General features: G+C 25.9%; 13 protein-coding genes and 1 pseudogene. 10 read left to right on the top strand and 4 right to left on the bottom strand.

What is annotated here, in order from left to right:
• Positions 1 to 41: 41 nt before the first annotated feature.
• Positions 42 to 308, bottom strand: a complete 267-nt coding sequence (gene rpsP, locus AYC59_RS05950) for a 30S ribosomal protein S16 (RefSeq protein ID WP_066896328.1) — start codon at positions 306 to 308, stop codon at positions 42 to 44.
• Between the two features lie 521 nt (positions 309 to 829).
• Here rpsP and AYC59_RS05945 point away from each other — a divergent pair.
• Both AYC59_RS05945 and AYC59_RS05940 read left to right on the top strand, forming a co-directional pair.
• Positions 830 to 3346, top strand: a complete 2517-nt coding sequence (locus tag AYC59_RS05945; RefSeq protein ID WP_066896325.1) for an ATP-dependent Clp protease ATP-binding subunit — start codon at positions 830 to 832, stop codon at positions 3344 to 3346.
• Positions 3347 to 3425: 79 nt separating this feature from the next.
• Complete coding sequence (locus AYC59_RS05940; RefSeq protein WP_066896322.1) at positions 3426 to 3950, top strand: J domain-containing protein; 525 nt, start codon at positions 3426 to 3428, stop codon at positions 3948 to 3950.
• A gap of 45 nt (positions 3951 to 3995) precedes the next feature.
• On the opposite strand, the gene AYC59_RS05935 is transcribed toward AYC59_RS05940, so the two are convergent.
• Positions 3996 to 4934 (bottom strand): ZinT/AdcA family metal-binding protein, encoded by a 939-nt coding sequence (locus tag AYC59_RS05935; RefSeq protein ID WP_066896319.1) that lies wholly within the window; start codon positions 4932 to 4934, stop codon positions 3996 to 3998.
• A 141-nt stretch (positions 4935 to 5075) separates the two neighbouring features.
• Positions 5076 to 7634 carry a DNA mismatch repair protein MutS gene (gene mutS / locus AYC59_RS05930; RefSeq protein WP_066896316.1) on the bottom strand — a complete coding sequence of 853 codons (2559 nt, stop codon included), beginning with the start codon at positions 7632 to 7634 and terminating at the stop codon, positions 5076 to 5078.
• A 155-nt stretch (positions 7635 to 7789) separates the two neighbouring features.
• Here mutS and AYC59_RS05925 point away from each other — a divergent pair, with 155 nt between their 5' ends.
• From AYC59_RS05925 to AYC59_RS05890, 8 genes are all read left to right on the top strand, one after another.
• Positions 7790 to 8836, top strand: coding sequence for a S66 family peptidase (locus AYC59_RS05925; RefSeq protein ID WP_066896313.1), 1047 nt, complete (start codon positions 7790 to 7792; stop codon positions 8834 to 8836).
• A 1-nt stretch (position 8837) separates the two neighbouring features.
• Positions 8838 to 9287 (top strand): DUF3290 family protein, encoded by a 450-nt coding sequence (locus AYC59_RS05920; RefSeq protein ID WP_066896309.1) that lies wholly within the window; start codon positions 8838 to 8840, stop codon positions 9285 to 9287.
• Positions 9287 to 9919 (top strand): DUF421 domain-containing protein, encoded by a 633-nt coding sequence (locus tag AYC59_RS05915; protein WP_066896306.1) that lies wholly within the window; start codon positions 9287 to 9289, stop codon positions 9917 to 9919. Before AYC59_RS05920 ends, AYC59_RS05915 begins: the two co-directional genes overlap by 1 nt.
• Entirely contained in the window at positions 9909 to 10598 is a 690-nt protein-coding gene (locus AYC59_RS05910; protein WP_066896303.1) for a DNA alkylation repair protein, read from the top strand. The genes AYC59_RS05915 and AYC59_RS05910 overlap by 11 nt, the downstream gene beginning before the upstream one ends.
• 212 nt (positions 10599 to 10810) lie before the next feature.
• Complete coding sequence (nrdI, locus tag AYC59_RS05905) at positions 10811 to 11203, top strand: class Ib ribonucleoside-diphosphate reductase assembly flavoprotein NrdI (protein ID WP_245620674.1); 393 nt, start codon at positions 10811 to 10813, stop codon at positions 11201 to 11203.
• A complete protein-coding gene (nrdE, locus tag AYC59_RS05900; protein ID WP_066896300.1) occupies positions 11200 to 13284 on the top strand; it encodes a class 1b ribonucleoside-diphosphate reductase subunit alpha in 2085 nt (694 codons plus the stop codon). The genes nrdI and nrdE overlap by 4 nt, the downstream gene beginning before the upstream one ends.
• 18 nt (positions 13285 to 13302) lie before the next feature.
• Positions 13303 to 14301, top strand: coding sequence for a class 1b ribonucleoside-diphosphate reductase subunit beta (gene nrdF / locus AYC59_RS05895; protein ID WP_066896297.1), 999 nt, complete (start codon positions 13303 to 13305; stop codon positions 14299 to 14301).
• A 13-nt stretch (positions 14302 to 14314) separates the two neighbouring features.
• On the top strand, positions 14315 to 15487 hold the full coding sequence (locus AYC59_RS05890; protein ID WP_066896294.1) for an MFS transporter: 1173 nt from the start codon (positions 14315 to 14317) through the stop codon (positions 15485 to 15487).
• Here the strand turns inward: AYC59_RS05890 and AYC59_RS05885 are convergent.
• Positions 15480 to 15684 (bottom strand): annotated as a pseudogene (locus AYC59_RS05885) (hypothetical protein); the annotation flags it as partial. The gene AYC59_RS05890 and the pseudogene AYC59_RS05885 overlap by 8 nt on opposite strands.

Raw genomic sequence — 15684 nt, 5'->3', positions numbered from 1 at the left:
TTTGTTGGTACATGTTCTAATTGAGTGCGTTTATTATATATTTATTTTTTCTTTGAAGCTTCAAATTTAGCCCAGATTCCTTCTTTAACTAAAATTGATTTAACAGTTTCAGTTGGTTGTGCTCCGTTTGATAAGAATCTTAAAACTTCTTCTTCTTTAACTTTTACTTGATTTTCAGCAACTAATGGATTGTAAGTTCCTAAGTAAGCAACAGCTTTACCGTCTCTTTTTCCTAATGCTTCCATAGCAGCTATTCTATAAAATGGTGATTTTTTTCTTCCTAATCTTGTAAGTCTTAATTTTAACATCTATATTCCTCCAAATTTTTTATCTACCTTATTTTATACTATTTCTTTTTCTTTGTCAAGTATTTTTTATTGACTTAATTTTTGTGTCATTTAAATATGATAATGTATTGAGTAGTTAAAAATGATTATATTATAGAAGGAGATCTATCTTTAAGTTATTTAATAAATTCTAGAATTACAGAGAAGGTTAGTTTAGATGTAGGGTCTGGTATTTCTTTGGGGGTTAATAAGGTTTTATTTAGAAAGAAATAATAACAAAATTAATGCACGTTTTTTATACATGACTAAAGGTCAAATTGGGGTTAAATATAACAACTTTAATGTAGGAGGTTTTGCAAAAGGTAAGTTTATTGGGAGAAATTGGGTATGAATTTAAATGATTTTTAGGGATGGGAAAATTTTTTTCATCCTTTTACATATTTTCTATTGACATTTTGAAAAAAATGATATAATATATACTTGTTAGCAGTTAGAGTAGTTGAGTGCTAACGATAAAATATATTGAAAATGGAGTGATAAATATGCGTAATTTTACAAGACGTGCAATGCAGGCAATAGAAAATGCTATGCACTTTGCAAGTAAATTTAAAAGTAGTGAAGTGAGGTTAGAACATTTAATGTTAGAATTAGTATCTAACGATGAAACTACAATTTCTATACTTAATAAAATAGGTAAGGATAAAAATCTTTTGCAACAAGAAATATATACTAAATTAGATTCTATGCCTAAGGTTAGTGGGGGAGCTAATTTACAATATTCTCGTGAATTTAGTGAAATGTTAAATAGTGCAAGTGAGCTTGCTAGTAGATATAATCATGAGTATATATCTATATTACATTTATTACTTTCAACTTTAAAAATCAAAAATTTTGGTATAGATATAAAAGAAGTTGAAGGAATAATAACTGAAATGTTAGAAGGAAGTAAGGTAAGTTCTGATTCATTTGAAGAAAATTTAGATGCATTAGAAAAATATGGTAAAGATTTAGTTAATCTTGCAGCTCGTGGTAAATTAGATCCAGTTATAGGAAGAGATGATGAAATTAGAAGACTAATTCAGATTCTTTCAAGAAGAAATAAAAACAATCCGATGATAATAGGTGAACCTGGTGTTGGTAAGACAGCTTTAGTTGAGGGGTTAGCTCAAAGAATTTTTAGTGGAGATGTACCTGATAATTTGAAAGATAAAACTGTATTTTCTTTAGATATGGGAGCATTAATAGCAGGTGCTAAGTATCAAGGAGAATTTGAGGAAAGATTAAAATCAGTTGTTGATACATTAGAAAAAAATGAAGGTAAAATAATCTTGTTTATAGATGAAATACATAATATAGTTGGTGCTGGTGGTAATAATGGAGCAATGAATGCTTCTAATTTATTAAAACCTATGCTTGCTAGAGGAGAAATTGAAGTAATAGGAGCTACTACACTTGCAGAATATAGAAAATATATAGAAAAAGATGCAGCTCTTGAACGTAGATTCCAACCTATACAAGTATTTGAACCAACAGTAGAAGATGCTATTTCTATATTAAGAGGACTTAAAGAAAAGTTTGAACAATATCATGGTATTAGAATATCTGATGGAGCTATAGTTGCAGCAGCTACTATGTCTGATAGATATATACAAGATAGATTCTTACCAGATAAGGCTATAGATTTAATAGATGAAGCATGTGCAAGAGTGAAAACTGAAATTAATTCAGTTCCAGTAGAACTTGACACTATAAATAGAAAATATGCTCAACTTGAAATAGAAAGAGAAGCATTAAAGAAAGAGGAAGATGAAATAAGTCGTGCAAGACTTAATGAAATTATTAAAGAAATAGAAGAATTAGGTGAAGAAAAAAGTAGATTAACATTAAATTGGAATACAGAAAAAGAAAATGTTATAAAACTTAAAAATTTAAAACAAAAGATAGATGAATCTAAATATAAATTAGAAGAATTTAAAAGAAATGCAGATTATGCAAAAGCAGCTGAATATGAATATTCAATAATACCTAATCTTGAAAAAGAATTACAAGAAGTTAGAGAAAAATCAGAAAATAATAATCTTGTTTCTCAAATTATTGGTAAAGAACAAATAGCAGAAATAGTTGCTAAATGGACTGGTATACCAGTAGGGAAATTAGTACAAAGTGAAAATGAAAAAATATTATCTTTAGAAGATAGTTTAAAAGAAAAAGTAATAGGACAAGATCAAGCTATAACAGCTATAGCAGATACTATACTTAGATCAAGAGCAGGTCTTAAAGATATTAATAGACCTATAGGATCATTTATGTTCTTAGGACCTACAGGAGTAGGTAAAACATATATAACTAAACAACTTGCTAAGAATTTATTTGATGATGAAAATGCAATAATTAGAATAGATATGAGTGAATATATGGAGAAACATTCAGTCGCAAGATTAATAGGAGCACCTCCGGGATATGTAGGTTATGAAGAAGGTGGACAATTAACAGAAAAGGTTAGAAGAAAACCATATTCAGTTATCTTATTAGATGAAATAGAAAAAGCTCATCCTGATATATTTAATGTATTATTACAAGTTTTAGATGATGGTAGATTAACTGATGGTAAAGGAAGATTAGTTGATTTTAAGAATACAATTATTATTATGACGTCTAATATAGGATCTCAATACATATTAAATGGACAAAGTGATTTGGTTCAAGAAGAACTTAAAGCAAGATTTAAACCAGAGTTTTTAAATAGGGTTGATGAAATTATAACATTTAATTCATTAAATGAAGAAAGTGTTAAATCTATAGTAAGACTTGAACTTGAAAAAATGAATAAGAAATTAGAAGATAGATTAATTACACTAAAATATGATAATAACTTAATTGACTATGTTTTAAAAAATGCATATGATCCAAATTACGGTGCAAGACCAATTAAGAGATTTATACAAAAAGAATTAGAAACAAGTTTATCAAAACTTATTTTAAAAGAAAATATTAATTCAAATTGTAATATATTAATAAAAGTTGTTGATGATAAAGTAGAACTTATTTTAGAAAAATAAGTGAAATTAAAGTGTTTGAATTAAAGTATAAAATATGATATATTTAGTTAGTAATAAATTTAATGATAAAGGAGAAGAGATGTCAATAATAGTAATACTTTTTATAATCTTATTACTGGGAGTATTAATTGATAATAGAAATAGTGTATTATGGACTATACTTAAAATATTTTTGGTTTTATTAGTGATAATAGCTTTTAGCCCGCTTTTATTAATAATTGCTATTCTATTTATTATATATTTTATATTTGGTGGAAGAATAAAAACAAATTATACATATTACTCTAATGATGATTGGGAAAAATTTAGAAATGCATATAACAGAAATCAAAGTTATGGTGGTTATAGTAGTTATAATAGTTATAGTAATTATGGGGAAAATGTATATGATAATAGAGAAAATGAGTATCAGGAAGCATGTAAAGTAATTGGTGCAGATCCAAGCGATTCTTTTGAGGTTAAAAAGAAAAAAAGAAATACTTTATTAAAGAAATATCATCCAGATTTTTATCAAGATGAAAATGATAAGAAAAAAGCAACAGAATTAACAAATAAGATTAATAACGCATGGGATATTATAGAAAGATATCATGGGTTTAAATAATAATTAGGGTCGTAAATACGACCCTAATTTAATTAAGTGTATATTTTAATGTCCTAACATATCATCTATTATTTCTTGTGTTGTATTAGATACAGGATAGTATGTAGGCCAATTTTCCATTTCTTTAAATAATTCTTCATGTGTCTTATTTCCAAAGAATAAGTGGAAATGTGAAGCATGAGTAGGATAAATGTTATGATCACTAAATTGTAAATGTTTAGGAGCTTCCATATCACCAGATTTTAAAGTATATAGGAATCTTACTCCTCTATTACCTTTTGCATAATTTAGTGTTTTGTATCCTTCATATATGTATTCACCTTTAATCATTTTACCATTTTTGTAGAAAGTAACAGTATTATTATTAATATCTATACGTTCAACATCTGTCATATAACCAGCTTTATAGTAATCTATATAATATTGTGTTTCTTTACCCGCTTTTTTAGCTTTTGTTTCCATAACAGAATTTAAATTTCCAGCTAAAAGTAAAGGATAAACTGATTTCCAAGAACCTTGCCAGTCTGAGAAATTAGGTCTATCTTTTATCATATCATCTTTGAAATATCCACGATAAATATCATTTTTTGAATTATCTAAAATATTTTCATTTACAAAGCTAATTTTTATTCCATTTTCATCATACAGAGAATAAGGAAGAGCACTTCCAGGTGCATGACTTGTAATTAATGATACAGTTTGATCCATTTGTACATCTAATTTAATTTCACCCTTTAAATGTGCCATTTTAACATCAAAAACTTTTGTATCATCAATTTTAATAGTTTCTTTTTGTTCAACTTTTTGAACGTCTTTAGCATTATCATTAAATTTAATTAATAAGTTTTGCTCATGAGTATGTCCAAATTTTAGTGTATATATTCCTTTTATAAGATTATACTGAGCTTTATAACTAAAATTAGAAAAAGCTAAAGTTGAACATAACATTAATAATGTGATAAATATTCTTTTCAAATGCTTCATAGTTAGTCTCCTTTTTAATTTGTTATTAGGGTGATTATACTATGAAATTTAAATAGTTTCAAGTACCTTGAATCAGTCTTAAAATGAATATTTGAAGCTATATTTAATAAAATGAATTCAAAAAAATTCAGTCTTAATTTCTTATTTTAAACTTTCCTTTAATTCTTCTAATTTAAGTAAGGCATTAATAGGGGTCATATTATTAGTATCAATATTTTTTATCATATTCAATTTATCTTCTAATTCAGATATAGTATTTTCAAGTTCTTCTATTTTATCATAATTTACATAATCAAAATTATCAAATAAAGAAGGTTCAGATATATTAGTATTTTTACTATTTTCTAAACTTTTAAGTAGTTTAGTTGATTCTCTTATGATTTCTTTTGGAAGACCTGCTAGTTTTGCAACTTCTATACCATAAGATCTATCTGCACCACCTTTTACTATAGTTCTAAGAAAGTTAACATGTCCTGCTTTTTCTTCAACTTCTATTCTGTAATTAGAAATAGTATCGTATTGATTTTCAAGTTCAGTTAATTCATGATAATGTGTTGCAAATATTGTTTTAGGATTAATATTTTCTACTATATATCTTGATATAGATGAAGCTATTGCCAGTCCATCATAAGTTGAAGTTCCACGTCCTACCTCATCAAGTATTACAAGTGAATTTTTACTTGCTGAATTAATTATAGAAGACACTTCACTCATTTCAACCATAAATGTTGATTGACCTGATATAATATCATCACTTGCTCCTATTCTTGTAAGTATTTTATCTACTATATTTAAATTAGCACTTTTAGCTGGTATGAAACAACCTATTTGAGCCATAATAGAAATTAAGGCTATTTGTTTCATATATGTCGATTTACCTGACATATTAGGCCCGGTAAGAATAATAAATCTATCTTTTGTATTGAAGAAAACATCATTTGCAATAAAATGATTATCACCAATTAATTTTTCGACAACTGGATGACGAGCTTGTTTTATTTCAAATATATCATTGTTGTTAAATTCAGGTCGTATGTATCCATTTTCTATAGAAACTAATGCAAAAGATGTAAGTATATCTATGTATGAAATAGCATTTGAAAGTTCTATGAATATATTTTTAAACTCTTTAATATATGAACTTAGTTGTTTTAAAAGACTATATTCAATTTCAGTTATTTTACTCTTTGAATTAATTATTTTATCTTCATAGCTTTTAATTTCTTCAGTAATAAATCTTTCAGCATTAGAAATAGTTTGTTTTCTAATATATGTATCAGGAACAGAGTCTAAATTAGACTTAGAAACTTCTATAAAGTAACCAAAAACATTATTATATTTTATTTTTAAAGTTTTAATTCCTGTTTTTTCACGTTCACGTGCTTCTATTTCAAGTAAAATATTAGTACCGTTATTCATGATATTTCTTAGTTCATCAAGTTCTTGATTTACACCTTCTTTTATCATATTTCCTTCTCTTACAGAAAAAGGTACTTCATCAAGTATAGTACTTTCTATCTTATTTCTAATATCATTTAATGCATTAAAATCAATGTTTTTGAACTTTTCAGGCCACAGATTATACATTTTTATACTTGAATTTATAGTATTTTTAATAGCTAATAAATCACGTGCATTTTCATTACCAAATATTATTTTACCCATTAATCTTTCTATATCATATACATCATCTAATAATTCTCTGATTTCTTCACGTATTATAATCTGAGTAGTTAAATATTCTATGTCATCATATCTTTTATTTATTTCATTTAAATCAATTAGAGGATTTTGTAGTAATTGTTTTAATTTTCTACTTCCCATAGATGATTTACATTTATCTAGTATCCAAAGTAAAGATCCATATGTAGTTTTATCTCTTTGATTTTTAATGATTTCTAAATTTCTAAGTGTTGATGAAGATATTTCAACAAATTCAGATTTATTAATAACTTCAATTTTTTGGATATTTAATTCATTATTAAATTGAAGAGTAAGAACATAATCAAGTATTAATGCACATGCTTCTATAATATTTTTTTTACCAAATATTCCATAACTATCAAGGGAAGCAACTTTGAAATAGTTTTTTAAGAAATTTTCAGCATCATTAATACGAGTAACTATTGTTTTGCTTATATTTAATTTACCGATTACATCATCTAGCTTATCATTTAAAGATTGAGTTAATATAATCTCACTAGGTTCAAATTTATATATCTCACTTATTAAATTATCATCATCAGTTTCTAAAACTTTAAATTCTCCAGTAGTAACATCAAGGAAAGCTATTGCAAATCCTGAGCTATTTTGTGTAATACAGGCTAGGTAATTATTTGATTTAGAATCAATAGAATCTATATCTTGTACAGTTCCAGATGTTATAATCTGTACAACTTCTCTTTTAACAAGTCCTTTAGTAGTTTTAGGATCTTCTGTTTGTTCGCATATAGCTACCTTATACCCAGCTTGAATTAGTTTTGCAATATATGATTTAGAAGAATGATAAGGAATACCTGCAAGAGGTACTTGCATATCCTTTTCCCTATTTCTAGATGTAAGTGTTAAACCTAGTACTCTTGAAGCAATTTCTGCATCTTCAAAAAACATTTCATAGAAATCACCTAACCTAAAAAATAGAATATATTCTTTATATTGTTCTTTTATCTCTTTATATTGTTTCATTAAAGGTGTAGACATATATTGCCCCTTTCTATTTCTTATTACTTAAATTATATCAAAAGAGTAATAAATTTTCAAAATATTTTAAAAGTACTGGAATTTTTAAATACTTTTAATTTATTCAATACTTGATAGAAAAATCTATAAATGTTAAAATTTATTGAGGTGATAATATGTATAAATTGAATAAGGGTGATAAAGTATCTATAGTTTCTTTATCAAGTGGTGTTTTAGGAGAAGTATTTTGCTCTCATCAATTAAAGATTGGAACTAAAAGATTAGAAGAATTTGAACTTATTCCTGTTTTTATGAAAAATAGTTTAAAAGGTATGCAATATATTAAAGAAAATCCAGATAAAAGGTGTGAAGATTTAATAGAAGCCTTTGCAGATAGTGAAATAAAGGGAATAATTTGTGCTATAGGTGGAGATGATACATATAAAATAGCGCAATATTTATTTACACAAGAGAATATGGAAATAATTAAAAAAAATCCTAAAGTATTTATAGGGTATTCAGATTCTACTATTAATCACTTTATGTTAAATAAAATAGGGGTTAATAGCTTTTATGGATTAAGTTTTTTAACATGTTTTGCAGAACTTGATAATGAAATGTTAGATTATTCAAAAGAAAGTTTTTTAAATTTATTTAATCAAGATAAAATGATATATAGACCTTCTAAAATTTGGTATGAAGAAAGGGAAAGTTTTTCAGAAGAAAATATAGGAAAATCAAGAATTTCTCATATTGAAAATAAGGGATATGAATTATTAAAAGGTAGTCCTAAATTTTCTGGTAATCTTATAGGAGGATGTATAGAAAGTATATATGATATGATAAAAGGTATTAGGTATGATGATAAAACTTTGGTAAATAGAGAATTTGGTTTAATTAATCCAGCAGATTTTGAAAATAAGTTGGTATTTTTAGAAACATCAGAACTAAAACCAAATCCTGAAGAATTAAAATCTATGTTAATTACTTTAAGAGATTTTGGAATATTTAATAATATATGTGGTATAATAATTGGAAAGCCTCAAAATGAAAAATATTATGAAGAATACAAAAAAGTATATTTAGATGTATTTAAAAATGATGATATAAGTATAGGGTATAATTTTAATTTTGGACACGCTTATCCTAAAATGATTATGCAATATGGAGCTAAAGCATATATAGATATATCTGAACAAGAGGTTATTATAGAAAGGATATAGTATGAGATTTTATTCGTATGAATTTTTAAGAAGACAAATTTCAGTTTTAAATTTAGCTAAGGTAAGTGGAATAATTTTTATTTCAATTATAGTTATTTTTTCTGTATATATGTATTATAGAAAGAAAAAAGAAAGTAAATATAGGGAACTTGTAATAATTACTATGATGTTATTGTTATTACTTATTTGTTCAAAGATAGAAGATTATAGAAACTATAATTTATCTAATCATAACTATTATGAATCTATAAACTTAATAGAACAAGTTTCACGTAAAATGGGAGTTATTAGAGATAGAATATATATAACTCGTGGGGAGAATGCTTATGGTACTATTATTAAGATAAATAATACTTACTATAAAGCGATTAAAGATAGTAATAGTGGTATCTTATTTGAACAAATAACACTGGTTAATCCAGATGTAGAATTAGTGGAGGTTGATAAATAATGCTATATTTTAATATTATGGTAAAATTATTATTAGGATTGTTATCTATAATTTTTGTAATAAATATTTCAGGTAAGGGAAATCTTGCACCTACATCAGCTGCAGATCAAGTACAAAATTATGTTTTAGGGGGTATTATTGGTGGGGTTATTTATAGCCATGGAATTACAATATTACAGTTTTTTATAGTACTTTTAATATGGGTTATATTAGTTTTAGGTCTTAAATATTTAAAAACTAACAACTATTTTTTCAAAAAAATGATAGATGGAGAGCCTTTGGTATTTATTAAGAAAGGTGTATTAGATGTTGAAGCATGTAGAAGAGTTGGGCTTAGTGCACAAGAAGTTGCTTTTAAATTAAGAAGCCAAAATATATATAGTGTAAGTAAAGTTAAAAGGGCATTTTTAGAACAAAATGGACAATTAATAGTGGTTCAATACGGAGAAGAAAATCCTAAATTTCCTTTAATAACAGATGGTACTATACAAAGGAATATATTAGAAGCTATAGATAAAGATGAAGAATGGTTAATGGAACAATTGAAAAAAAATAATGTGGATTCAATAGGAAATGTATTTCTTTGTGAGTTAGATAAAGAAAAATTAAATGTGATAACTTATGAAAAATAGTATAATTGAAGATTTAAAATCTATGCAGGATATAGAGTATAGAGAATTTAATTCAAAACTTATACCTACAGTAGATAAGGAAAAAATTATAGGTATAAGAGTTCCTATACTTAGAAAGTATGCTAAAACTCTTTTAAAAGAAAGAAATGATGAAGTAAAAAGTTTTTTTAATAAGAAGGAATATGTATATTTTGAAGAAAAGTTACTATATCTAAATCTTATTCGTGATGAAAAAGACTTTGAAAAAGCAATGGAACTTGTTGAAAGATTTCTTCCTTTTATAGATAATTGGGCAATTTGTGATTCTCCTTTACCTAATATATTTAAAAAATATCCAAATGAGGTATATGAAAAAGTAAAAAAATGGATTAAAAGTGAGAAAGTTTATACGGTAAGGTATGCAATAGGAGTTCTACTTTCTAATTTTTTAGATGATAGTTTTTGTAAAGATGACTTATTACTTGTATCTAGTGTAAAAAATAAAGACTATTATGTTAAAATGATGATAGCTTGGTATTTTAGTTTTGCATTAATTAAACAATATGAATTTACAATTAAATATATAGAAAAACCTATACTTGATAAATGGACACATAATAAGGCTATACAAAAAGCTATTGAAAGTAGACGTATAGATAAAGAAACTAAAGAATATTTAAAAAGTTTAAAAATGAAATAAAGTTCATTGGGAGTTTGAGGCTCCCAAGTTTTTATAAAAATTTTTTTAGTAAATTTCTCTATTTTACAAGGTTTTCTAAAGATACATTTAATAGAAAAAAAGAATTTTGATTTTAGTTCTTGATTAAAAAATATAAACATAGTATAATCTATGAAGATGCAGTATTTCTGCACTTTTATCAACACAATATGTTGTGGTTAGGAGGCTTAGAAATGGATGGTAAAATTATGGTTTATTATGATTCTATAACAGGTAATGTTGAAAGATTTGTAAAAAAGGTATCTAGATGTGGTGATTTTGAAATTATAAAAATAACACCAAATATTATTGTTACAAAACCATCTCATTTTGTTACTTTTACTACAGGTATAGGTAATGTTAGTACTACAACTAAGAAATTTTTAGCGTATAATGATAACTATAAGCTAATTAAAACGCTTGCTTGTAGTGGTAATATGAATTGGGGGCCTTTTTTTGGTATGGCAGGAGATAAAATTCAAAAAAAATATGGTATAAAACTAGTTTTAAAATTTGAATTATCAGGCACTCATGTTGATGTTGAAAAATATATTGAAAAAATAAAGGAAAGTGAGAGTAATTTATGAGGCATATATATTTAAATAATGAAGTTATGGTTAAAGATAAGGAAGGTAAATTGCAACTTGAAAAAGATAAAGAGGCAGTTTATTCATATTTTGTTGATTATGTTAATAAGAATACAGTATTTTTCCATAATTTAAAGGAAAAAATGGATTATCTAATAAATAATGACTACTATATAGATTTCTATAAAATGTATACATATGAAGAAATTAAAGAGGTATTTGACTTAACATATTCTAAGAAGTTTAGATTCCAATCATATATGGCAGCTTCTAAATTTTATCAAAGTTATGCTTTGATGGATGATACAGGTGAAAAATTCCTTGAAAGATATGAAGATAGAATATCTATAGTTTCATTATTTTTAGCACAAGGAGATAAAAATAAAGCACTAAGATATGCTGAAATGTTAATCAATCAAGAATATCAACCTGCAACACCAACATTTTTAAATGCTGGTAAAAAAAGATCAGGTGAATTAGTTTCATGTTATTTAGATGAAATTGGAGATAATTTATCTGGTATAGGTTATGCTTTTGATTCAGCTATGAAGCTTTCATCTATAGGTGGAGGGGTTGCATTTAATCTTTCTAAATTAAGAGCTAGAAATGAAGCTATTAAAGGTGTAGAAGGACGTGCAAGTGGAGTTTTACCTATAATTAAAATACTTGAGGATATTTTTTCTTATGCAAATCAATTAGGTCAAAGACCAGGTGCGGGAGCTGTATATTTAAATGTTTTCCATGCAGATATTTTAGAATTTTTAGATACTAAAAAAATAAATGTTGATGAAAAAATAAGAATAAAATCATTATCTATAGGAGTAATTATTCCTGATAAATTCATGGAACTTGCAAGTGAGGATCTTCCTTGTTATGCATTCTATCCACATACAGTATATAAAGAATATGGTAAGCATTTAGATGATTTAGATATGACAGAATGGTATGATAAATTAGTTGCAAATCCTAATGTTAGAAAGAAAAAAATAAATGCAAGAGAATTTTTAGTTAAAATTTCTCAAACTCAAAGAGAAAGTGGATATCCTTATTTATTCTTTAAAGATAATGCAAATCGTGAACACGCATTAAAAAATATAGGAGATGTTAAGTTTACTAATTTATGTACAGAAATTATGCAAATAACAGAAGTTTCAGATATAAATCATTATTACGAACAAGATACAATAAGACGTGGTATTTCTTGTAATTTAGGTTCTTTAAATATAGCTACTGTTATGGAAAATAAAAGGGTTAAAGATGTAGTTAGAGATGCAGTAGATTCTTTAACTATGGTATCAGATATAACTAATATAGATATAGTTCCAAGTATTAAAAAAGCTAATGAAGAATTACATGCTATAGGTCTTGGTGCTATGAATTTACATGGATATTTAGCTAAAAACTTTATACAATATGAATCAAGAGAAGCACTTGACTTCTGTAATGTATTCTTTATGATGGTTAATTTCTATTCACTTGAAAGAAGTATGGAAATAGCTCGTGAAAGAGAAACAGTATTTAAAGACTTTGAAAAATCAGAATATGCAAATGGTAAATATTTTGATAAATATTTAGATAAGAATTTTGAACCTGTAACAGATAAAGTTAAAGCCTTATTTGAAGGAATACATATTCCTACAGTAGAAGACTGGGCAAGATTAAAAGAAGATGTTATGAAATATGGAGTATATAATGCATATAGAATGGCAATAGCTCCAAATCAATCAACATCATATATTATGAATTCAACAGCATCTATAATGCCTATAGTTGATAAGGTTGAAGTAAGAGAATATGGAGATTCAACAACATTCTATCCTATGCCATATTTAAATTATGACAATTTCTTCTACTATAAGTCAGCTTATGATATGGATCAAAAAAATATATTAAAATTAATATCTGTAATTCAAAGACATGTTGATCAAGGGATATCAACTATTTTATATACTAAGAGTACAGATACAACAAGAGATTTATCTAAATTATACATATTAGCTCATAAATTAGGGCTTAAGTCATTATATTATACAAGAACTAGAAAATCTACAATAGAAGAATGTTTAAGTTGTTCTGTTTAATAAAAGAAAGGAAATAAGATGGAAAAGATATATAAAGCGGTAAACTGGAATACATTAGATAATGATTATGTAGAAATATTTTGGGAACAAAATTTAAGACAATTTTGGATAGATACAGAATATATACCATCAAAGGATATAGATTCATGGCATTCTTTAAGTCCAGAAATGCGTGAGGCATATAAAAAGGTATTAGGTGGTCTTACACTACTTGATACATTACAATCACATACAGGTATGCCTAAAATAATAGATCATATTGACTCATTACAATGTAGATCAGTATTATCATATATGTGTATGATGGAAACTATACATGCTAAATCTTACTCAACTATATTTACAACAGTTGCTTCAACTGATGAAATAAATGAAATATTTAGATGGGTTCAAGATAACCATCATTTACAATTTAAAGCTAAAAAGATAGATGATTATTATCAAGCTTTAAATAACCCTGAAGCAACTCCTCGTGAAATATATTTAGCTTTAGTTGCATCAGTATTTTTAGAATCATATCTTTTCTATAGTGGATTCTTCTTACCTCTTTGGCTATCAGGTCAAGGACAAATGGTAGCAAGTTCTGATATAATTAAAAAGATTATAGCTGATGAATCTATACATGGAGTATTTGTTGGTAAACTTGCACAAGAAATATATGAAGAATTACCTTTTGTTGAAAAAAGTGCAATAAAAGAAGAAATAATGAAATTATTCTATGAACTTTATGAAAATGAATGTAAATTTACTGATGAAATATATTCAGATGTAGAACTTACTTCTGAAGTTAAAGAATATATTAAATATAACGGGAATAGAGCTTTAATGAATTTAGGGTTTGAAGAAGAATTCGAAGTTAAAGAAGTAAACCCTATAGTATTAAATGGATTAAATGTTGAAACTACTCAACATGATTTCTTCTCTAAAAAGTCTACAAACTATGAAAAAACACTTGAAGTTGTTCATTTAAGTGATGATGACTGGGATAGTGATTTTGATATAGATTTAGATATATAGGAGGAAATTTAAAATGAAAATGAGTCTTAAATATATATTGATGCAAAGTTCTTTTTGGTTTGCATATTGCGGTATATATGCTTTTGCTAATTCATATTTAACAGAAAGAGGATTTGAACCTTCAGGTATAGGAAATATTTTAGCAATAGCATCACTATTTTCTGTTTTTGCACAACCATTTATTGCAAGACTTATTGAAAAATATGAAAAAATAACAGTTAGGAATTCTTTAATGTTATCTATGTTCATAATTATGTTGACAACTTTAATTATGCCTTTTATAACAAGTGAATTGATTCTAACATTAGTATATATAGTTTTAGTTACAAGCCTACTTAATGCTCAAACATATATGTATACCTTTATATTTGAATATATAAATAAGGGATATAATATTAATTTTGGTCTTGCAAGAGGACTAGGTTCAGTATCTTTTGCGACAGCTTCATTTTTCTTAGGGGCCATAGGATCAAAAATAGGATTTGGATTTATGCCTATAATGGCAGCAATAATAAGTATTATAGTAATTATAACTATATTTACCTTTGATAAAATTCAAGATAGTGCAGAAGTTATAGAAGCTGAAAATGTAGATAGAAATATAAAGTATTTCTTTAATAAATATAGACAGTTTTGCTATATTATGATAGGACTAGCATTAGTTTTAATGACTCATACTTTAATTAACAGTTTTGCTTTAAATATATTAACTGGTATGGGTAAAGGATCTCGTGAAGTAGGGATAGGATTTATGATAGCAGCTGGTGTAGAATTACCTATAATGTATTCTATGATATATTTAAATAAAAAATTGGGATATGTAAAATTATTTAGAATATTTGTAATAACTTTTGTTGTTAAAATATTTATTACTTTAATAGCATATATGAATTCAAATATATATTTATTCTACTTTGCTCAATTTACACAAATAACAGGTTATGCTATATATCTACCTGCTGCAGTATACTATACTAATGATATTATGGAACCAGAAGATAGAGTAAAAGGTCAAGCATATGTTGGTGTATCATCTATGATAGGTGCTATAATAGGAAGTATTACTGGGGGATATATAATAGAGCAATATTCAGTTGGAGCCATGTTAATTTATGGAATAATAATGGGAATAATAGGATTATTAATAGTATTTAGTAATTTAAAAAAAGAAGCAGAGACTAATTAGTTTCTGTTTCTTTTTGTATAGTATCAAATTCTTTTATTTCACGTATAACTTTACAAGGATGACCCATAGCTATTACATTTTCAGGTATATCTTTAGTTATAGGAAAAATATACCCTAAAATGAGACCCAAAATATTATATAAAAAAAATGAATTATAAAATAATAATTTGATTTTATAGGCAATGTAAAGTATTAAA

The organism is Pseudostreptobacillus hongkongensis (genome assembly GCF_001559795.1).
Taxonomy (GTDB): Bacteria; Fusobacteriota; Fusobacteriia; order Fusobacteriales; family Leptotrichiaceae; genus Pseudostreptobacillus; species Pseudostreptobacillus hongkongensis.
Note: the sequence above shows the minus strand (reverse complement) of the source record. Positions and strands in the feature narration are given on the sequence as shown.